General features: G+C 44.0%; 18 protein-coding genes. 17 read left to right on the plus strand and 1 reads right to left on the minus strand.

The annotated features are described in order from the left end of the window. Positions 1-9 precede the first annotated feature (9 nt). The 16 genes from IEW05_RS18975 (at position 10) to argH (ending at position 18,884) form a co-directional block, all read left to right on the plus strand. Positions 10-957, plus strand: a complete 948-nt coding sequence (locus IEW05_RS18975) for a dTDP-glucose 4,6-dehydratase (protein WP_188541406.1) — start codon at positions 10-12, stop codon at positions 955-957. Positions 958-984: 27 nt separating this feature from the next. Beyond that, positions 985-2,181, plus strand: coding sequence for a UDP-4-amino-4,6-dideoxy-N-acetyl-beta-L-altrosamine transaminase (pseC, locus tag IEW05_RS18980; RefSeq protein WP_188541407.1), 1,197 nt, complete (start codon positions 985-987; stop codon positions 2,179-2,181). Between the two features lie 145 nt (positions 2,182-2,326). Continuing rightward, a complete protein-coding gene (locus IEW05_RS18985) occupies positions 2,327-2,524 on the plus strand; it encodes a cold shock domain-containing protein (protein WP_188541408.1) in 198 nt (65 codons plus the stop codon). Between the two features lie 278 nt (positions 2,525-2,802). After that, on the plus strand, positions 2,803-3,729 hold the full coding sequence (locus tag IEW05_RS18990; RefSeq protein WP_188541409.1) for a DUF2920 family protein: 927 nt from the start codon (positions 2,803-2,805) through the stop codon (positions 3,727-3,729). 186 nt (positions 3,730-3,915) lie between these two features. Next, positions 3,916-4,476 (plus strand): ribosome hibernation-promoting factor, HPF/YfiA family, encoded by a 561-nt coding sequence (gene hpf / locus IEW05_RS18995; RefSeq protein WP_188541410.1) that lies wholly within the window; start codon positions 3,916-3,918, stop codon positions 4,474-4,476. Positions 4,477-4,694: 218 nt separating this feature from the next. Next, entirely contained in the window at positions 4,695-7,202 is a 2,508-nt protein-coding gene (gene secA, locus IEW05_RS19000; protein ID WP_188541411.1) for a preprotein translocase subunit SecA, read from the plus strand. 47 nt (positions 7,203-7,249) lie between these two features. After that, a protein-coding gene (gene prfB / locus IEW05_RS19005) for a peptide chain release factor 2 (RefSeq protein ID WP_188541412.1) occupies positions 7,250-8,363 on the plus strand; the annotation gives its coding sequence in 2 pieces (ribosomal slippage) (positions 7,250-7,321 and positions 7,323-8,363; 1,113 coding nt in all). Positions 8,364-8,507: 144 nt separating this feature from the next. Next, entirely contained in the window at positions 8,508-9,356 is an 849-nt protein-coding gene (locus IEW05_RS19010) for a YitT family protein (RefSeq protein ID WP_188541503.1), read from the plus strand. 167 nt (positions 9,357-9,523) lie between these two features. Then, the gene (locus tag IEW05_RS19015) at positions 9,524-10,093 is read left to right on the plus strand and encodes a hypothetical protein (protein WP_188541413.1); all 570 of its coding nucleotides are present in this window, start codon (positions 9,524-9,526) and stop codon (positions 10,091-10,093) included. Between the two features lie 240 nt (positions 10,094-10,333). After that, positions 10,334-11,410 carry an N-acetyl-gamma-glutamyl-phosphate reductase gene (gene argC, locus IEW05_RS19020; RefSeq protein WP_188541414.1) on the plus strand — a complete coding sequence of 359 codons (1,077 nt, stop codon included), beginning with the start codon at positions 10,334-10,336 and terminating at the stop codon, positions 11,408-11,410. A 17-nt stretch (positions 11,411-11,427) separates the two neighbouring features. Further along, entirely contained in the window at positions 11,428-12,663 is a 1,236-nt protein-coding gene (gene argJ / locus IEW05_RS19025; protein ID WP_188541415.1) for a bifunctional glutamate N-acetyltransferase/amino-acid acetyltransferase ArgJ, read from the plus strand. Positions 12,664-12,940: 277 nt separating this feature from the next. Continuing rightward, positions 12,941-13,777 carry an acetylglutamate kinase gene (gene argB, locus IEW05_RS19030; protein ID WP_188541504.1) on the plus strand — a complete coding sequence of 279 codons (837 nt, stop codon included), beginning with the start codon at positions 12,941-12,943 and terminating at the stop codon, positions 13,775-13,777. Between the two features lie 72 nt (positions 13,778-13,849). Continuing rightward, on the plus strand, positions 13,850-15,085 hold the full coding sequence (argD, locus tag IEW05_RS19035) for an acetylornithine transaminase (protein WP_188541416.1): 1,236 nt from the start codon (positions 13,850-13,852) through the stop codon (positions 15,083-15,085). Then, entirely contained in the window at positions 15,082-16,038 is a 957-nt protein-coding gene (gene argF, locus IEW05_RS19040; protein WP_188541417.1) for an ornithine carbamoyltransferase, read from the plus strand. Before argD ends, argF begins: the two co-directional genes overlap by 4 nt. Before the next feature lie 41 nt (positions 16,039-16,079). Next, positions 16,080-17,315 carry an argininosuccinate synthase gene (locus IEW05_RS19045; protein ID WP_188541418.1) on the plus strand — a complete coding sequence of 412 codons (1,236 nt, stop codon included), beginning with the start codon at positions 16,080-16,082 and terminating at the stop codon, positions 17,313-17,315. A 153-nt stretch (positions 17,316-17,468) separates the two neighbouring features. Then, the gene (argH, locus tag IEW05_RS19050; protein ID WP_188541419.1) at positions 17,469-18,884 is read left to right on the plus strand and encodes an argininosuccinate lyase; all 1,416 of its coding nucleotides are present in this window, start codon (positions 17,469-17,471) and stop codon (positions 18,882-18,884) included. A gap of 318 nt (positions 18,885-19,202) precedes the next feature. Here the strand turns inward: argH and IEW05_RS19055 are convergent, their stop codons facing one another. After that, a complete protein-coding gene (locus IEW05_RS19055; protein WP_188541420.1) occupies positions 19,203-19,655 on the minus strand; it encodes a CBS domain-containing protein in 453 nt (150 codons plus the stop codon). 218 nt (positions 19,656-19,873) lie between these two features. Between IEW05_RS19055 and IEW05_RS19060 the strand changes: the two genes are divergently transcribed. After that, complete coding sequence (locus IEW05_RS19060) at positions 19,874-22,309, plus strand: YcdB/YcdC domain-containing protein (RefSeq protein WP_188541421.1); 2,436 nt, start codon at positions 19,874-19,876, stop codon at positions 22,307-22,309. The last annotated feature ends 31 nt before the right edge of the window (positions 22,310-22,340 follow it).

Genomic DNA, 22,340 nt, shown 5'->3' on the forward strand with positions numbered 1-22,340 from the left:
GTTAATTGAATGAACATCCTACTCACCGGAGGAGCCGGCTTTATCGGCCGCTGGGTCGCCAAGAGATTACTGGACGAAGGTCATCAGTTATGGATACTGGATGACTTGTCCAACGGACGCGAAGCCAATATAGAAGAATTTAAAACTCACCCCGATTTGCAGCAATTTATTAAGGGGACAATTTTGGACGAAGCCTTAATGACTAGTCTATTCGATGAACATAAGTTTGAAATTTGCTACCATCTCGGTGCATCGATCAATGTACAAGATTCAATTGATGATCCGAAGACAACATTCGACAACGATACGGTTGGTACATTTATTGTACTGGAGCAATGCCGCAAGCATAATACGAAGGTCGTATTTATGAGCACGTGCATGGTTTATGACCGTTGCAACGATGAGGGTGGTATTACAGAGTTACATCCGACAAAACCTGCTTCACCATATGCTGGTGCAAAGGTAGCGGCAGAGAATATGGTACTCTCTTATTACTATGCATATAATTTACCGACAGTAGTTATTCGTCCGTTTAATACGTACGGCCCCTTTCAAAAGACAGGTGGCGAAGGTGGGGTTGTAGCCATTTTCATTAAAAATCACTTAAGTGGTAAAGACCTAAATATATATGGAGAAGGGACTCAGACTCGTGACCTCCTCTACGTTGAAGACTGTGCTAGATTTGTGGTTTCCGCTGGTTTTTCGGATACAGTCAACGGCGAGATTGTGAATGCGGGGCTTGGTAGAGATATCTCCATCAATGAATTAGCACTTCAAATTACCGGAGATTCCTTACGAATCAAGCATGTAGAACATATCCATCCTCAGAGCGAAATACAAAAGCTGCTATGCAACTCTACCAAAGCTAAGCGCCTACTACATTGGGAACCAGAAGTTACTTTGGAAGAAGGAATAGCACGTACGACCGAGTGGATTAAGTCCGGCGGTCTCGACTAATCGTTAATGACTAAGGAGGAGACCGTGATGAAAGATTCATCTGATCCATCATCGTCCAAGCCAATTCGCTCAACACTACTGCCTTATGGGCAGCAGTGGCTTGACGAGCAGGACATTGAAGCGGTGGTAAAAGTACTTAGGGGTGACTTTATAACCCAAGGACCAGCAATTGAAGCATTTGAAACTAAGGTTGCAGACTATGTAGGGGTTAAGTATGCAGTAGCTTTTACCAATGGAACTGCCGCACTACATGCTGCTTGCTTTGCCGCTGGAATTGGTGAAGGGGACGAAGTAATTACAACCCCACTTACTTTTTTGGCTAGCAGTAATTGTGTACTTTACCAAGGTGGAACGCCAGTATTTGTAGATATTGACATGGATACATATAATGTCGCTCCAGCAGAAATTGAATCGAAAATTACTGAGCGGACAAAAGCCATTATAGCAGTAGACTTTACTGGGCAGCCAGTTGAGATCGATCGAATCTCCATGATTGCTCATGACCATAACCTCGTACTAATTCAGGACGCCGCTCATTCATTAGGAGCTAGTTATGCGGGGCGCAGAGTTGGAGCTTGGGCTGACATGACGATGTTTAGCTTCCATCCGGTTAAGCATGTAACCACTGGGGAAGGTGGTATAATTACAACCGATAACGAAGAATACTATCGTAAACTAGTATTGTTCCGAAGTCATGGAATGACCAAAGATCCAGAAAAATTAATTAAGAATGATGGTCCTTGGTATTATGAGATGCAGGAATTGGGCTATAACTATCGGATGACAGATATGCAAGCAGCGCTGGGCGTGAGCCAGATGGACAAATTGGACTCTTTTGTGGCAAGAAGACGAGAAATAGCAGCGATTTATAATGAAAAGCTGGGGATGCTGCCGGGAATTGTTATTCCAGGACAACATCCTGATGCAGAGTCTAGTTGGCATCTCTATGTAATACGATTTCTGCCAGATTATTTTCACGGGAACCGCCGTGATTGGTTCGAAGCGCTTCGTACCGAAGGAATAGGAGTTCATGTCCATTATATTCCTGTATATCTGCAGCCTTATTATCAGAAAATGGGCTACGCTCAGGGATTATGTCCTAATGCGGAAAAATACTATTCATCTGCAATAACGTTGCCTCTATTCCCAAAAATGACAGATTCCGATGTTTCAGACGTTATTAAAGCGGTTAATAAAATACATGCACATTTCTGTCTAAACTAAGCGCTCACTACTTCGACAAAGATTTACAATTTATTTACAGTAAAACCTAATCATTTCCAATTGACAGCTACGAAGTTTGGGTGGTATATTCAGAAATGTGAGCTAGATTCACACTCTTATTTGATAACGAAGGGAATGTTAGTGCATGCAAGGTAAAGTTAAATGGTTCAACGCAGAAAAAGGTTACGGGTTCATCGAAACTGAAGAGGGCGGAGACGTATTCGTACACTTCTCAGCTATCCAAACAGACGGATTCAAATCCTTGGACGAAGGACAAGCGGTTGAGTTCGAAATCGTTGAAGGCGCTCGTGGACCACAAGCAGCTAACGTAATCAAGTTATAATCATCCGGCACAGCCGACCTACATATAAACGGTACGATGGTTAACAATTGAAGATTCGCTAGCATTAGACCCTGGGGGAACCTAGGGTCTTTATTTTTGGAATAACTACTTTGTTGATAAGAAATTCTCTGAGCTACATAAACGATTTGAAGAGCTAGGAAAAAAATAACCTTCTGTAAAGGATCAGCCGATATAATTATATGAATACTCTTGGAGTATGGATAGAACAATGGACTGAGTGGAATAGGTAGAAATACAGTTTACGATCAGGAGGAAATATGTCAAGAGATTATGATTTTACTATGGCTGGTCATCCAAATATTTACACCGGCGAGCATCGAGATTTGAAAGTTTATTTTAGTGAGCCAGATGCAGGGGTAAACGAAGATACAGGGGTATTATTATTTATTGCAGGATACGGTGGACATGCAGGCTCTAATGTATACGTAAAAATGCGAAAACAATTTGCAGATTTGTATAATTTGGTTTGTATTCAGTGTGATTACTTTGGTTATGAGTTTATGCAGGCAGAAGTTAAACATGAAAGTATTGATAATTTTAATGATATGTCGATTATGCAGTCACTTGATAATATAACTTCAGTTCTAGCTGTTATTTCTATGTTGAAAGAGAATAATCTTGTTTTTAATGAAAAGAAGATTATTTGTTACGGTCAATCACATGGGGGGTATCTTGCTCTCCAATGTAATAGATTTGTACCAGATTTGTTTTCATTAATTATTGATAATTCCGCGTATATCTACCCGGTGTATCTGAAAGCAACTCGATGTCTTCCGTCATTAAACTTGAATTTTAATTATTTCGTTAAAAGGATTGAAATGGACGACTCCCTTCTGTATCTCCCATATTTATATACAGATTTTTGCAATACTGCTAATATTGTATGCTTCCATGGAATCAACGATAATATGATACATCATTCGGATAAAGAACGTTTTTGTAATGATATTAAGAATTGTACGATATATCTAATTAAAGATCCTACTGCCTCTGGTGGTATTTTTTCCTCAACAGAGCACGGGTTGGGAGCGGATTTTTTGCGTCTCTTTGATTGGGTAATTAATAATTGTGTAGTTGAGAAAGATAAAAAGTATGAATTATCTAGAACGGAATTTAGTACGAAAAAGTGTGGCTATAGATTTGATTTTTCCTCTGGACTAATAGCATTAGAGTATATTTTATAATCATCCGGCACAGCCGACCTACATATAAACGGTACGATGGTTAACAATTGAAGATTCGCTAGCATTAGACCCTGGGGGAACCTAGGGTCTTTATTTTTTTACAATGTGCTGAATTTGAATTTACACTTTTTACTTTGGGCTAACATCTATGGTATAATAAAGGTGCAAACAAAGGAGGAGTGCCCTATGAATTTTAGTATTCGTGGACAGCAAATTGAAGTGACTGATGCTTTGCGAGATTACGTTGACAAGAAGCTCAGTAGACTAGACAAGTACTTTGATGCACCCCCCACCTCAGATGGTACCGTCACACTAAGTGTTGTACGAGGTTTGCACGTGGTGGAGGTAACTATCCCTCTTACTGGCGTTGTACTCCGCGCTGAGGATCGAAGCGAAGATATGTATGCATCAATGGATGCAGTTGCGGACAAGCTGGAACGTCAGATTCGCAAACATAAGACCAAAATTAACCGTAAGTTCCGTCAAGAAGGTAGTTTGAAGAAATTGTTCGTTGAAGGTGCATCCAGCGGTTCGGTTATGGTCGATGAAGCTGACTATGACTTGGATGATTTGGAAGTAGTACGTACGAAGCGCTTTTTCTTGAAACCGATGGATGTTGAAGAAGCGATTTTACAGATGAATATGGTAGGTCATAATTTCTTCGTATTCTCTAACATCGACACTAGGGACGTAAATGTTGTATATAAACGTGACGATGGCAAGTACGGTTTAATCGAGCAGGGTTAGTGATAACGTATCCAATCATGACGATTGTATGAATGCAGGTGGAAATTCTTGCAATTGAATTTTTAAGGAAACGAGCCTTATCCGCTTGCGGGTAGGGCTCTTTATTAATAGATATAAGAGTTTACCACGGAACAGTGGTGATGGTGTCTGTTGCGACAACCCTTACAAACTGTTACAATTTAGGCAAATGATCTGTTTTGCCGTGAAAGGGGTTAATCATGCTAGGATTAGTTAAGAAAATATTTGGCGACATCAATGAACGTGATGTCAAACGTCTCATGAAGACGGTAGACCTTATCAATACATTAGAACCCAAATTTGAGGCGCTTTCTGACGAAGAATTACAAGGAAAGACTGCGGAGTTCCGTGAACGTCTAGAAAAGGGAGAAACGCTAGAAGAAATTCTTCCAGAAGCTTTTGCTACTGTTAGAGAAGCCTCTAAGAGAACGCTGGGTATGCGTCATTTTGATGTACAGCTCGTTGGAGGTATGGCGCTTCACGAAGGGCGTATCTCTGAAATGAAAACCGGTGAAGGGAAGACATTGGTCGGAACCCTACCGGTTTATTTGAATGCACTCACAGGTAAAGGTGTGCATGTCGTTACCGTTAATGATTACTTGGCACAACGTGATAGCGAGCAGATGGCTCAAATCTATAACTTCTTAGGTATGACGGTTGGGGTCAACCTCAATGGTATGGAGCACGTGGATAAACAAGCAGCTTACGCTTGTGATATCACATATGGAACAAATAATGAATTTGGTTTTGACTATCTTCGCGATAACATGGTGTTGTACAAAGAGCAGATGGTTCAACGTCCGCTTCATTTCTGTATCATTGATGAAGTCGATTCCATTCTGATCGATGAAGCTCGTACACCGCTTATTATATCTGGACAAGCTCAGAAATCTACTGAGCTATATTATGCAGCTGATCGCTTCGTGAAGCGCCTTGAACCGGAAGAAGACTATACAGTGGACATCAAAGTCAAAGCTGTGTCTCTGACGGAGAAGGGTGTCGGCAAGGCGGAACGTGCTTTTGGAATTGAGAACTTATACGATCACAACAATATTACGCTTAACCACCATGTAGTCCAAGCGTTGAAGGCGAACGTTATCATGCGTCGTGACGTAGATTATGTAGTGACAGAAGACGAAGTTCTTATCGTTGACGAATTTACGGGTCGTCTCATGGCGGGTCGTCGTTATAGCGATGGACTTCATCAGGCCATTGAAGCGAAGGAAGGTATCGAAGTACAGAATGAGAGCATGACGCTTGCTACGATTACTTTCCAGAACTATTTCCGTATGTACCGCAAGTTAGCGGGGATGACGGGTACAGCGAAGACCGAGGAAGAAGAGTTCAAGAAGATTTACGGTCTTGAGGTTCTTCAAGTACCAACAAACAAGCCGAACATGCGTCAAGACATGCCGGATGTTGTATATAAGAGTGAAGAAGGCAAATTCAAAGCGGTTGTTGAAGAAATCGTGAAACGTCACAAAGATAATCAACCTATATTGGTTGGTACAGTGTCGATCGAGAATTCAGAACGCGTCTCTGAAATGCTAAAACGTAAAGGTGTTCAGCATAAAGTATTGAATGCGAAATACCATGCGGAAGAAGCTGAGATTATATCGCGTGCAGGTCAACCTGGATCTGTGACGATTGCTACGAATATGGCGGGCCGCGGTACCGACATCTTGCTTGGTGAAGGTGTATCCGAAGTTGGAGGATTACACATTATCGGTACAGAGCGTCACGAATCACGCCGGATTGATAATCAGTTGCGTGGACGTGCGGGACGTCAAGGCGACCCAGGTTCAACACAATTCTACTTATCCCTTGGGGACGAGTTGATGAAGCGGTTTGGTGCGGATAACGTGCTGAACATGATGGATCGTCTAGGTTTTGAAGAAGATCAGCCAATCGAGAGCAAGATGATCACTAGAGCGGTTGAATCGGCGCAAAAACGGGTTGAAGGTAACAACTTCGACGTTCGTAAAGTCGTCCTTCAATATGATGACGTTATGAACCAACAACGTGAGATTATCTATAAACAACGTCGTGAACTATTAGAATCGGATAATATCAAGCAAATTATCATTGATATGATCAAACCTGTTATTGAACGGATCGTTGAAGCTCATACAAGCTCAGAGATTCCTGAAGAGTGGGAATTACAAGAAGTGGTTGACTATGTAACCAGTAAGCTGCTGGATGTAGGGTCTATCACGAAAGATGAGCTATGGGGCAAAGAGCCAAATGAGATCGTTGATTATATTTTTGAAAAGGTCATGACAAAATATGATCAACGTGAAGAAGCACTTGGACCTGAAATGGTGCGCGAATTTGAGAAAGTAATTGCTCTACGTTCTGTAGACAGCAAATGGATGGATCACATCGATGCGATGGATCAACTGCGTCAAGGTATCCACCTTCGTTCATACGGCGGAACCGATCCTCTTCGCGAGTATCAATTTGAAGGCTTCGAGATGTTCAACCAAATGGTTGCTACGATCCAAGAAGAAGTTGCAACATATATTATGAAGGCACAAGTAGAGACGAACCAAGAGCGTCAAGCGGTAGTTGACGAAGATAAGATTTCCACTAGTGGTGAGCCAGCTGAGAAGCGTCCAGTTCAACGCGGAGATCAAGTCGGACGTAACGATCTCTGCCCGTGTGGTAGCGGTAAGAAATACAAACACTGCCACGGCCAGAATGCATAAGAGTGCCGGCCTGAAACTTATCTAATTTAGGATGGTGACGAAGCAACATGATCGACCCAAGTGTCAAACACGATATGCGCGAGATTACGATGAAATTATCCAACCTTAGGGGGTCTCTTTGACTTAGACCTCAAACAGGAAATGATCGCGAATTACGAAGAGAAGATGGCTGCACCAGATTTCTGGGATGATAATGATAAGGCACAGACTTTAATCGCGGAAATGAATGCCGTTAAGTCTTTCGTGGATAAGTATTTGGGATTGCAGCAAGAATATGACGATGCCGAGATGATGCTTGAGCTTGCTGAGGAAGAAGGCGATGAGTCGCTAGGAGCAGAAATCTCCGATTCCGTTGCTTCACTGGTGAAGAAATTAGAGGATTTCGAACTCCAGTTGCTTCTTAGTGAACCATATGACAAGCTCAACGCCATTCTTGAGCTACATCCTGGTGCAGGTGGTACCGAGTCGCAAGATTGGGGCCAAATGTTGCTGCGGATGTATACTCGTTGGGCAGAGAAGCATGGTTTCAAGGTAGAGACATTGGATTATTTGCCGGGTGATGAGGCGGGCATCAAGAGTGTTACGCTGTTGATCAAAGGCTATAATGCCTATGGCTACCTGAAAGCGGAGAAGGGTGTACACCGTTTAGTACGGATTTCTCCGTTTGACTCCTCCGGGCGGAGACACACTTCATTTGTATCGTGTGATGTTGTTCCGGAAATTACCGATGATGTGACTGTAGAGATTCGGACGGAGGATCTCAAGATTGATACCTATCGTGCAACGGGTGCGGGCGGGCAGCATATCAATACGACGGATTCCGCGGTGCGGATCACACATTTACCTACGGGGATCGTAGTAACCTGTCAGAATGAACGCTCTCAGATCAAGAATCGGGAACAGGCGATGACCATGCTCCGCTCTAAGTTATATGAACGTAAGCTCGAAGAACAGCAGAAGGAGCTTGATGAGATTCGCGGTGAACAGTCTGATATTGCGTGGGGCAGTCAAATCCGGTCTTATGTCTTCCATCCTTACAGTATGGTTAAGGACCACCGTACATCGGTTGAAAGCGGTAATGTTGGCGCTGTGATGGACGGGGACCTGGATGCCTTTATCGACGGTTACTTACGAAGTCAAATACGAGTTGAAACTCAGTAAAATTTAAGAACAATATTCCTACACTTCAACAGTTCGGTTAAGAAGTTACTACTTCTGGCCAGACTGCAGAATGTGTAGGAATTTTTTTGGAGTCAGTGAGGAGGAGGCACAGTGCCGCCAAAGATACGGAGAATTAGAGAAAAAATGCCCCTTACAGGACCAGGACGTCATATCATAGACACGTCGATGATCTTGGTGGGTTCGTTTATTACTGCTTTGGCCTTCAATTTATTCCTGGTGCCGAACCATATTGCTTCTGGGGGAGTATCAGGATTATCGGTTATAGCTCAGTCGCTGTTTGGAATTGAACCAGCATTTACACAGTGGGCATTAAATATCCCGTTATTCGTTGCAGGATTCCTGGCGTTGGGGCGAAACTATGCGATACGCTCATTACTGGGAACCATTGTGCTACCTCTGTTTGTATACTTGACGAAAGATTGGTCTGTACCGACGACAGATATGTTACTGGCTTCACTTTACGGTGGTATTGGAGTTGGGATAGGTCTAGGTATTGTGTTCCGCGGCCGTGGTTCAACCGGTGGATTATCCACTTTGGCACAGATCATTCAGAAATATTCGGGACTCAGCTTATCCGTGTGTGTCATGTTGATGGATGGAATCGTGATCACGATGGCAGGATTTATTTTATCGCCAGAGAAGGCTCTTTACGCGTTGATTGGATTATATATTACAGGGAAGATCATTGATATGATTGAGCTGGGACTAAACTACACGAAGGTAGCATATATCATCGCGAATAAGACGGATGAAATTACAGAGGCGGTGTTAAATGAGCTGGATCGTGGACTTACGAAGCTATCAGCGCAAGGTGGTTATACAGGTGATAACCGGACGGTGCTCATGGTCGTTGTAGGACAGAGTGAAGTAACTCGCCTCAAGACACTTGTACAACAGCTAGAGCCAACGGCATTTGTCATTATTACGAATGCTCATGAGGTTCTTGGTGAGGGATTCAAGCGGCAAGAGTAATAATAAATAAATTTACCCTTCGAGAAATCGCGACCATGCTGCGATAGATTGAGGGGTATTTTAGTATATCTTAAGGTGATCTTCAGATGGGCTTCAGTTAGCTAGATTAGAATAAGGAACATGAAGTGATGTAAGTATTCCTAATCTGGGTAAAGGAGCAAGATAAGATGAAGAACATGCAAATCGTAATGAGTGCTAGTTTACTGACATTGCTTCTATTGAGTGGATGTGCAGCAAATCAGGCAAATGAGGCGGCCCGTAATAGTGTGAATACCAATGGCCAAAATTCTGAAGTGGACAACAGTACCACAGAGAATGATAGTAAGCCAGGCAATTCAGAAGGGAAACTGGACGAAAGCCAAATGCAAATGACGAATGTATTGCGTTCATTAGTGATGATGGATGGGCAGGAAGGGCTTGAAATTACGAAGGAGCAGGCGAATTCACTACTTCCAATCGTTCAGGAAATGATGACGAGTCAACAAATGACCGACGAGATTAAAACTAACATTGTAGAAAAATTAAGCAATGATCAGCAGACATACCTAAGCAACATGGAATCTAACATGCCAGGCAAACCTGAAGATGGTGAAATACCACAAGGTAGCGATATTAAACGGGCAACTGATAACGAGGGACAACCTCCTCAAGGTGTGGGAGGTCCAAACGGAGAACGCGGAGGTGATATGAATCCAGGAGAACAATTGATAGAATTGCTGCAAACGAAGATCAGTTAACAACGGTTTAATTCATAATGATAATAAGGAGCTATCCCGGACGTATAATAAAAAATACGAAGGGATGGCTCCTTATTTTATTGAGTCATAGTTCTTTTGCCACGAGAAGGTATATGAAAAATATGGTAGATTACTGAATAGATATCTCTATTCGTTGTTGTATTTTTATTAGTATGATCGTATAATAATACATAATTATTAACGGGAATGCATAATCAATAAGTATAGATAAAGACGAGAATGGAAAGCGAGGTAAGGCTAGTGAGCGGGGAGAAAGTTAAGGTTGCTATTGTTGGCTCCACAGGGTATGGGGGTGTGGAGCTCATTCGATTTTTGCTCGGGCATCCAGAAGTAGAGATTGTCTCAGTTATTTCGGCTTCGAGTGCGGGGTCACTGATTAGTGAAGGATTTCCACACTTAACGGATATTGTAGTGCAGCCACTAGATGGTGTAGATGCACAAGAAATTGCAGCAAAGGCTGATGTTGTATTTACGGCTACCCCCTCTGGGGTTAGTGGCAAATTGGTGCCTGAACTTCTGCAAGTCGGCTTGAAGGTCATCGACCTGTCGGGTGATTTTCGCATTAAAGATGGCGCTACATATGAAGAATGGTATAAACATGAAGCGCCTGAAGATCAATTGCTTGAGCAAGCAGTATATGGTTTATGCGAGATTAATGGTGATGAAGTAGCGAGGTCCACCGGTTTGATCTCTAATCCAGGTTGCTATCCAACGGCAACGTTGCTGGGACTGATCCCCGCACTTAGCGCAGGTTGGATTGATCCCCACAGCATCATTATTGATGCAAAATCGGGAGTATCTGGTGCAGGCAGAGGACTCAGTCTCACGAGCCATTATGGTGAAATTAATGAAAACTTGAAGGTTTATAAAATCAACAAGCATCAGCACATTCCTGAAGTCGAGCAGAGCTTATCGCAAATTGCTGGGGAGCCCGTGACCGTAACATTCACTACTCATTTAGTTCCGATGACACGTGGGATTATGAGTACGATGTATGCTGGTTTAAAAGGTGATTATACAGAAACTGATCTAGTAGAGTTATATCGCCAGTATTATGAAGGAAGATCGTTTGTACGGATCCGGGAAGCAGGGAAATGGCCAGCTACCAAGGAAGTGTTCGGCTCCAACTATTGCGATATTGGTTTTGCAGTAGATCCTCGTACGAAGAGGGTTACCATCGTATCCGTAATCGATAACGTCGTCAAAGGGGCCGCAGGCCAAGCAATTCAAAATTTGAATATCATGATGGGTTGGGATGAAACAACAGGTTTGAAGCTTAGTCCCGTCTATCCATAGAGTGAGAGGAGAACGACATGGGCGTGCTAAGTCTATATAGAGTTATTCCAGATGGAGGCGTTACATCCCCTAAGGGGTTCCGGGCAGGAGGACTACATTGTGGTTTGAAAAAGACATCGCGCAATGATCTGGGTGCGATTGTATGTGAGGTACCCGCGGTAGCAGCGGCTGTATACACGACGAGTGTATTCCAAGCGGCGCCACTAAAGGTGACGCGGGAGAGTATCGCAGCAGGAGGACAGAAGCTGCGAGCCATCGTCGTGAACAGTGGCAATGCCAATGCTTGCACTGGGCAACAGGGTGAAGCTGATGCCTACGAGATGCGCGCATCCACCGCGGATGCTCTCGGCTTGGCAGAGACGGAAGTTGCCGTCGCCTCCACTGGTGTTATCGGAGAATTGCTGCCGATGGATCGTGTGAACAGTGGGATTGTTAATCTTCCAAGTTCCCTGTCAGGAGACAATGAAGGAGCAGAGCAATTCTGCCAAGCGATTTTGACGACGGATCTCGTGAAGAAAGAAGTCGTCGTATCACTTGACGTTGATGGACATGAAGTAAAGATTGCTGGTGCCGCTAAAGGTTCTGGCATGATCCATCCTAATATGGCAACGATGCTAGCGTTCGTTACAACAGACGCAGCAATTGCACCTAACGCACTCCAAGGTCTGCTTGGAGCGACGACTGATTTAACATTTAACATGATAACGGTAGATGGAGATACAAGTACAAACGATATGTTACTGACGATGGCGAGTGGGCTTGCAGGTAACGCCGAACTGTCTCCAAGTCACCCAGACTGGGATGCCTTCGCCGCTGCCTTCCGACATGTATGCCAGACACTTGCTCAAGCGATCGCTAGAGATGGTGAAGGCGCGACACGCCTCGTAGAAGTAACGGTTGAGGGTGCCGTTTCGGATCAGTCAGCTCGTGCTATTGCTAAGACCATCGTAGGTTCCAGTCTGGTTAAGACAGCTATATTTGGTGCTGATGCCAACTGGGGACGTATCATTGCTGCCGTGGGTCGCGCGGGTGAGCCTGTCAATCCGGAGACAGTGGACATCAAGCTGGGAGATATCGTTGTATTGACCGCTTCTCGGCCAATTCCATTTGATGAGGATGAAGCTCTAACTTATTTACAAGGGGACACCGTTACAATCAAGGTTGATTTGCACAATGGCCCAGGTGTCGCAACGGCTTGGGGCTGTGATCTTACTTATGATTATGTACGAATCAACGCGGCATACCGCACTTAATAGAAGATGTAGTTCAAAAAGTCATCTTTTGATCACGTACTATAAATTTCATATATGAAAACTGATATAGCGGAGAGAGCGAAATGATTCTGAAGAAGCTATAAGCTTTCCTACGGAAAGCTGCATCGGAAGCCTAGGCTACGTTCGCCTTTGTTCCCGAATTTCAACTATATAAAATAATTCAATGAAGAAATTCGGGAACAACAGCGATCGTAAGAACATTTCGCTATCGTAGCCTATTACTTTCCAATTTACTTGAAAGGAGTTTTTACAGGTGATGAAAGCGGCATTGGATGGGAACGGAATTCATACAGAAATGGCTGCGATTAGCCGAACATTTGTGATGAAATGTGGCGGAAGCACGCTGGAAGAATTGCCTGATTCCTTTTATGAGGATCTCGTTAAGCTACAAGGAAGTGGGATCCAGCCCGTAATTGTTCATGGTGGGGGTCCGGCAATATCGGAGAATCTGAGCAAGCTCGGGATTGAGACTAAATTTGTGAATGGCCTCCGGTACACGTCTGAAGAAGTTCTTGACGTAGTAGAAATGGTACTTGCAGGCAGTATTAACAAAAAAATTGTGCGCCGTATTGGGCAATCGAGTGGTAAGGCCCTGGGTCTGTCCGGCGTGGATGGCGATTTGATCGTAGCCCGGCCCGTTTCAGCTAGTGCTGAAGTTGGTTTAGTTGGTGATGTGGTAGGAGTAAATGCCTCCTTAATTGAAGGGGTACTGAAGCTCGGCTACATGCCGGTCATCGCGCCTGTTGGTGTAGGTGCAAATGGCCAGCGTTATAACATCAATGCGGATACTGCGGCTGGGGCAGTTGCTTCAGAGCTTGGGGTACAGCGTATGATCGTGGTGACCGATGTGCCAGGTATTCTAAAAAGTGTAAACGGTGAAAAACGGGTACTTCCTGTGGTTACCGTGCAACAAATTGAAGATATGATTCTAAGTGGAGAGATCTACGGTGGTATGATCCCGAAGGTCCGGGCCGCTATTGCTTGTATTAATGGTAAAGTAAGGGAAGTTGTCATCGTAGATGGTAGTCAGCCTGGGGTACTCGGAAAAGTGCTCGCTGGTGAGATAATCGGTACCAAAATCATGCGGATGTAGTAGCCTCTACCTTAGCAAAGCGATATAGTTAATAGAGAGAGTTGTTTACAAATCGATAGGAGTTGAACAGCGATGGCACAAAGTGATCTCACAAATGTGAAGGAGATCCCCGTTGAAGAAAAGGGGAGCGCCCTGTTTCCTAGTTACTCACGTTATCCTCTTAGCCTGGTGAAAGGGCATGGTAGTTGGCTTTGGGACGATCAAGGGAACCGTTACCTTGACTTTATGAGCGGCCTCGCCGTGACGAATCTGGGGCATGCACCAGAAAAGGTGAGAGAGAAAGTCAAAGCTCAACTTGATGAACTCTGGCATGTATCGAATCTATTTCATATCCCGCAACAGGAAAAGGCAGCACAATTACTGACTGAGATCAGCTGCGCGGATGTCGTTTTCTTCTGTAATAGTGGAGCTGAAGCGAACGAAGCTGCGATTAAGCTGGCACGCCGTTATCATCAGAAGGTAAAAGGTACGGGTCGCTTTGAGGTCATTACGTTCGAGCAATCGTTCCATGGACGGACATTAGCTACTTTGACTGCGACGGGACAACAAAAGGTTAAAGATGGCTTCCTTCCACTGCCTGCTGGTTTTACAACGGTTCCATTGTATGACATGGATGCACTGAAGGCGGCAATTGGACCGGACACTGCAGCGATTATGCTGGAGATGGTTCAGGCTGAAGGTGGCGTGTATCCTGTAGAGAAGAGCTTCGTTCAAGAGCTTGCGGCGCTCTGTAAGGAGCAGGAATTGCTGTTGATCGTGGATGAAGTACAAACCGGAATGGGCCGTACAGGCAAATGGTTCGCACATCAGCATTATGGAATCGAACCGGATATTTTTACATCGGCTAAAGGGTTAGCCAGTGGTTTGCCTGCAGGAGCGATGTTAGCGAAGGAGTACCTACGTGAAGCGTTCACGCCGGGGAGTCATGCTTCTACTTTTGGCGGGAATCCAGTGGTTACAGCGTCGATTATAGCAACATTGGAAACGATGATCGAGGAACAGATTCCGCAGCGCGCCGAGAAAATGGGCCATTATTTGATTGAAAAACTTCAAGAGGCGTTTAAAGATGAGCCTTTTGTGAAAGAAATTCGTGGCTTAGGACTTCTAATCGGAATTGATTGCATTGAGTCGGTAGCAGAACTTGTACTTCAAGGACAGAAGAAGAAACTCCTCTTCGTTACTGCTGGGCCAAACGTGATTCGGTTGTTACCCAATCTCAAAGTGAATCGCGATGAAATTGATCAAGCCGTAGATACATTAGTAGCTTTGATTGCCGAATATACGGCCAAGGAGGAAAATGAACTATGAGTCTATCTGAAGTGAAGAAGAGCTTTAATCTTAGTGGCCGTGACTTTATTGAAATGAGCGATTATACAACCGAGGAGATTGAGTATTTGATTGATCTCGCGATTGAGATTAAGCATAAACAGAAGACCGGAGAAGAATATCAGCCCCTTAAAGGTAAGACGGTGGGACTTATTTTCGAGAAATCGTCCACGCGTACGCGGGTATCTTTTGAAGTGGGAACCTATCAATTGGGTGGGCATGCGCTTTTCCTTAGCAAAAACGATATCCAACTTGGTCGTGGCGAAACGATTTCCGATACAGCAGGCGTCATGTCACGTTATTTAGACGGAATTATGATTCGTACATTCGGCCATGACAAGGTGGTAGATTTGGCTCGTTATTCTACGGTCCCTGTCATTAATGGACTCAGTGATTTGGCACACCCTTGCCAAGTACTAGCAGACTACCAAACGATTTATGAGCATAAGGGTACCTTAAAAGGCTTAAAACTCGCTTACATCGGCGATGGTAATAATATGGCACATTCCTTAATGATTGGTGGAGCTAAGCTAGGTGTTCATGTATCGATCGCATGTCCTGAGGGTTATGAGCCTGACGCGCAAATTGTAGCTGATTCTAAGGAAATGGCGAAAGCAACTGGTGCGAAGATTGAAGTGGTTCGTGATCCGAAGGCAGCGGTACAGGATGCCGATGTTATTTATACGGATGTATGGGCGAGCATGGGCTTTGAGGAAGAGCAAAAGGCGCGTGAGCTAGCATTCTGTAACTACCAAGTAAATGAAGAGCTTGCTAGTCACGCTAAACCGGATTATTTATTTATGCATTGTCTACCGGCTCACCGCGGTGAGGAAGTTAGCGAGGGTGTTATTGACGGCGGACATTCTATTATTTTTGATCAAGCAGAGAACCGTCTACATGCGCAAAAAGCGCTAATGGCAGCACTCTTAGGATAATTGTATACGTTCAAACAAAACCTGTAGGAGGATCTCTAATCATGGCAAAAGAAAAAATCGTGCTAGCGTATTCCGGAGGACTAGATACTTCCGTTATTCTTAAATGGCTTAAAGAAACATACGACGCTGAGATTATCGCATTCACGGCGGATATCGGGCAGAAGGAAGAATTGGATGGCTTAGAAGCGAAAGCACTTGCTACTGGCGCATCCAAAGTATACATTGACGATCTCCGTGATGAGTTTGCGTCAGATTTCATTTATCCGATGTTCCAGTCGGGAGCACTATACGAAGGACAGTATTTGCTTGGAACAAGTATTGCTCGTCCTTTGATTGCTAAACGTATGGTCGAAATCGCTCGTGCAGAAGGCGCAACAGCAATTGCTCACGGCGCAACGGGAAAAGGAAACGATCAGGTTCGCTTTGAACTCAATGCGGCAGCGCTTGCACCAGAAATTTCTGTTATCGCTCCTTGGCGTTTAAGCGAATTCCGCGATCGTTTCCCAGGACGTGCTGAGATGATTGCCTATGCAGAGGAGAACGGGATCCCGGTTACGGCATCAGCAGCTAAATCGTATTCAATGGACCGTAATCTACTCCATATCAGTTATGAGAGCGGCGTACTGGAAGATCCTTGGTTCGATGCTTCTGCTCCTGAGAGCAAAGATATGTATTTGCTCAGTGTGTCACCTGAAGATGCACCGAATGAGGCAGAATATTTGGAATTGGAATTTGAAAAGGGTAATTGCGTAGCGCTTAACGGCGAGGCGTTAAGTCCGCTGGGCGTAATGGAGAAGCTCAATGAGCTCGGCGGTAAACACGGAATTGGCCGTGTGGATATGGTGGAGAACCGCTTCGTTGGTATGAAAAGCCGTGGTGTATATGAGACACCGGGGGGCACAATTCTATTTACGGCTCACCGTAAAATGGAGTCTTTGACAATGGATCGCGAAGTGATGAGTCTACGCGACAGTCTGATTACTCGTTACAGCACGCTGGTGTACAACGGATTCTGGTTTGCACCAGAACGACTGGCAATGCAAGCGTTGGTTAGTGAGAGCCAGAAGAACGTTACAGGGACCGTACGTGTTAAACTATACAAAGGCAATATCATTGCTGCCGGCGTAAAGAGTCCTGTCAGTCTGTACAATCCAGATATTGCGACGATGGAGGCAGATCCAACGCAATCTTATGACCAAGGGGATGCTACTGGATTTATCCGTCTAAATGCGCTACGTCTGAAAGTAAGCTCTGGTGTAGAGCAAAACAACAAATAAAAAGATTAACGACCGCTTCCCTTTCATTGCGAGTTCAAAAAAGGCTAATGAGCTGAGCCCCGAATAGGTGACTTCGGAATCACTAGATGACTTTTGAACAGCTTCTCATAAAGGGGGCGGTCTGCAGTTTGAATGAGACAAGGAGTGGGTTAAGTGAGTAAGCTGTGGGGAGGACGTTTCACCAAACAGACGAACCGATTAGTTGAAGAATATACCGCATCCATTGGGTTTGATAAAGCATTAGCAGCAGAAGATGTACAAGGAAGTCTGGCGCATGTATCCATGCTCGGTAAATGCGGGATACTTCCTGAAGAGGATGTAGATAAGATTAAGGAAGGGCTTCATACTATTCTGCACAAGATTTCTCGCGGAGAATTGGAATATTCCGTATCGGACGAAGACATCCATATGAACATCGAGAAACAGTTGATTGATGAAGTGGGTCCTGTGGGCGGTAAACTGCATACTGGCCGCAGTCGTAACGATCAGGTAGCAACAGATATGCATTTGTATTTGCGTAAGCGTGTCGTTGAGTTCGCTGGTTTGTTGCATGATTTGCAGGAGGCATTGATTGGACAAGCTAAGGCTAACTTGAATACCATCTTACCAGGGTATACTCATCTTCAACGGGCACAGCCTATTCTATTCGCACATCACTTGATGGCGTATGTCTCGATGTTCCAGCGGGATATTGAGCGTCTGCAAGACAGCTACAAACGCATCAATGTATTACCTCTTGGAGCTGGGGCGCTTGCGGGCACAACATTCCCGATAGACCGTCATTTTGTAGCGCAGCAATTGAACTTTGACAGTGTCTACGAGAACAGTCTGGATGCGGTTAGCGATCGCGATTTCATTATTGAGTTTCTAGCGGATGCTTCCATCATTATGATGCATCTGTCCCGTCTCAGCGAAGAGCTGGTACTCTGGAGTAGTACAGAATTCCGCTTTATTGAACTGGACGATGCATTCTGTACAGGTAGCAGCATTATGCCACAGAAGAAAAATCCTGATGTACCGGAACTGGTTCGTGGTAAAACAGGGCGTGTGTACGGTAACCTGATGGGTCTTCTGACAGTGCTAAAATCACTGCCACTGGCTTATAACAAAGACATGCAGGAAGATAAGGAAGGCATGTTCGATACCGTAGCTACGCTGCAAGGTGCTTTGCAACTGTTTGCTCCAATGATCGCGACAATGACGGTGAATGGAGATCGGATGCGTGAAGCGGTGAACAAGGATTTCTCCAACGCTACAGATATTGCTGATTTCCTTGCTAACAAAGGAATGCCTTTCCGTCAGGCCCATGAGGTTATTGGTAAGACCGTGCTGTATTGCATCCAAAATAATAAATATTTGCTTGATCTCACATTAGAGGAATTTAAGACCTTCTCATCTCTGTTTGATGAGAGTATCTACCAGGTGCTGCAACCTGAAACGGTGGTTAACGCGCGTAACGTATATGGTGGCACAGCGACCGAACAAGTGGCTGCTGCAATTACTCGAGCAGAAGAGAAGCTTCAGGCTTCGGGAGTATGGGTTGCAGAATACTTAGAGAAAAGTAAATAATAAGTTTAACGATCACGGCCTCTATCTTATCGATAGGGGTCTTTTACATAACAGTTAAAGTGAAACAAGGTTCCTGTCCCCATGTCTCTTCGTGAATGGCACTGCGAGAGAATAGATATGCAATTAGATTTCAAAGACCGTAAACGGAGCTTACTCGCAGGGATGTATGAATTTGAGCTAAGTTTGAACTAGGATGCGTGGACAAGATGATTCTATCAAACATGCAAAAACCCCAGCCTCAGCTGGGGTTTTTCTTTTGCTGTGAAATTGAGGGATTTGAGGAAAGTAAGGGTTAGTAAGCCTGAGGGAGATATGGGACTAGTGATTTAAATCAGAGGTTTGGACGATACCTACGAACTTGCCGTTGTCTGTTACAACGATACAATCGTTTCGCATACCTGGAGGACGGTTATAAGCTGCGGCTTTGATCTGTGTTAATGAGTCGTTAATATCTGCACTTAGGAAGTTATGGGTCATCAGTTTGGAAATCGGGTCATTATAAAATGAATCCATTCCAGCACGACTGCAAATTCTCAAATAGAATCGTTCGCACATGATCAAACCTACGGGATGGTTCTTCTTATCACATACAACAATGCAAGGGGATTCCGGATAGCTAAACATCACGCGAATGGTTTCTCTACAAGTTAGGGATAAACTGATGCTTGGTGCGGATTGTATTCCTTCGCCAATAAGAGACTTGGAGTCATTAGAATGACAATAAAATGGTTTGGATCTTGCTGGTAATTCAGCGAGTAAAGTAGTCACCATATGGGTTTTACCTCCTTAAAATTTTGTTACCCGATAAATGGGTACATCTTTATTATTAAACAGGATAATTAGCTTTGAACCATAGATTTATAAAGGGAATGTTAAACTCTGTTGGATCAGGTACGTAATATGGAACTGAAATGAACCAGTTATGGAAAAATCATGTAAACATCTATACAATAAAGAGAAATACGTTAAGTGAGAAGGGATGGAAAAGATTGAGCAAAAATAAGGCTTGGAAGTTTCAGCATACAACGAAAGTTGCGTGTTTAAGTGTGGCTGCGCTTTCATTATTATTTCCTCAAGGTTTGGCTTTGGCGAATTCTGATGGCACGTCAAGTGGATCAAATACGGTAACGCAAAATGTAACGGTCAGTACTTCGGACACTGTGTATGAATCCTTATCCAATGAGATGAAGATAAAAATTGCAGCAGGTGAAATACCTATGCCCGAGCCCGTGGTGGCGGATCTCTCAAAGGTGAAATTCACCAAGGAGCAAGCGATCACTAAGTTGACAGAACTATTTCCTATTCTAAAGGAAGCAAGTGTCCAAAGTGTTGAATTGGGAAACAACAACGAGTATCCTGCGTCTAAAAATCAAATGATCTGGAACATCTATTGGAATTATCAAGTGGGGAATTCAGGCTATGGTTTTAACTCCCAAGTAGATGCGGTTACCGGGGATTTGATTAATGCGTATATTAGTATGCCTATTGAAGGGAATCAGTCCTATTATCCTCCGAAACTATCAAAAGAACAGGCTTTAGAACAAGCTAAGTCCTTTGTCGCCAAAGCTGCCCCGTCCCTTTCGCTTAAAGATTTACAGTTGGAAGAGAACAATTGGAATGGGGGCAATATTTCTTTATTTGGACCTGTTCAATATGGGTTTAGTTTCAAGATACTGAGAAATGGCATTCCTTCTTCATCTGATTATATTTATATCTCAATAGATGCAAATGGTAGTGTTACTCAATTTTCGAAGCCGTCAGACGGGGTAGAATACCCCTCTTCTGTAGCTTCTATTTCTCAAGAAGCGGTGGAGAAAAAGTTTGTTGACCAATTTGATGTCGAATTAAGCTATATTCCAATATATAAAAATGGCGTAACCAGCAATTGGATACTTGGCTGGCGTCCAACAGATAATGCTGTGAATTCATTTGATGCGACAACAGGTAACAAAATCGATTTTCAGGGAGAGGAGGTGTCGTCTTCTCCTGTGATTTATACTGATGTACCGGTAACGAAGGATATTATTTTCCAAGCTAGAAGCCAAAGTTCAGAGCTAACCGCAGAAGAAGCTGCCAAGCTCGTTGAGCAAGTAGCTGTCATACCAGAAGGACGTACACTAATCTCTAAAATGTTGGATAAGGATTATATGGACCCGAATCGGAAAATATGGAGATTAACGTGGGGGAAAAAGGATGCGGCGTATGCTAGTGGATTTCCATCGCAATCCTCAGCAGAGATCGATGCCATAACTGGTGAAATTGTGAGCTTCCGTCTTGCTGAATACGGCAGTCAGGACCTGCAAGCATTGTTGCCTACTCCCAGCGGGGCAATAAAGTTGACGAAAGAGACAGCCAAGCAAAAGGCGATCGAGTTCGTAAACCGGCTATATCCTAGTGCTAGTCAGAATCTTAAACTTACTGAGCGTGGGGATGACTCCAATTTAAATAAAGAAGGAACTCAGTACAACTTTAGGTTTATCCGTCATATTAACGGAGTTCCTATAGGTAGTGGTTCAGTATCAGTTACTTTTGATATTTATGGAAGATTGCAGTATTACAGTGCAGATCGGGTGCAAAATTTGGAGAAAATCACAGGAACTTCAGTTGCTACAGTAACGAAAGAGGAAGCCTTGACGGCTTACCAGAATCAATATAAGTTGAAGCTGCAGTATTCCCGTATCGGGGGATATTACGTGGATAATTCTTATATTGATCCAGCAATGTATCTGGTGTACAGTCCAGAACCAGCTGATCCTACAAGACCTTATGAGATGCTGGACGCAACTTCGGGTAAATGGATAACGGTATATGAAGGTGGCACCCTACCCGAGGCCGTTATCAAGCCTATTGACCTGAAGGGACATTGGGCTGAACAAGATCTCTCAACATTGGTGGAGTACTATATTATTACTCCCGATGAACAGGGGAACGTGAAGCCAAATGAAGTTGTTAGTGTAGGTGATTGGCTTACGATGATGGTTAAGGCGTCATCTCCTTACTATGCAAGTTATAGTAGCTATTATGGAATGAGTGAGCCTAAGTCCATTGCCGGGGTTGCACCGGATAGTCCATATTATAACGTTGTAAGTTATGCCGCAGAACGTCAATGGATTAGCCGTGATGATAAACTGCAGATGGATCAGAAGCTGACCCGAGAACAGTTAGCGGTTATGCTGACAGCTATAGTGAAATACAATAAACTATCTGCATTCATGGGCCAGGACTCCGTTGTTAGACAATACAGTGACTTCGCAAAGATTGGCAATCCAGGTGCCGTAGCACTGGCTGTCAAACTAGGTCTACTACAAGGAAAGAATGGTAAATTCAATCCGGAGCAGACGGTTACGAAGGCGGAAGTCGCCTCTGTCATCATGAGACTTGTTAAATTACAGGGAAAGACGGATCAAGTCATCGGACAGCAATAAACGGTATCACAATGCTTAGGAAGGAGAGCCC

The organism is Paenibacillus segetis (assembly GCF_014639155.1).
Classification (GTDB): Bacteria; Bacillota; Bacilli; order Paenibacillales; family Paenibacillaceae; genus Fontibacillus; species Fontibacillus segetis.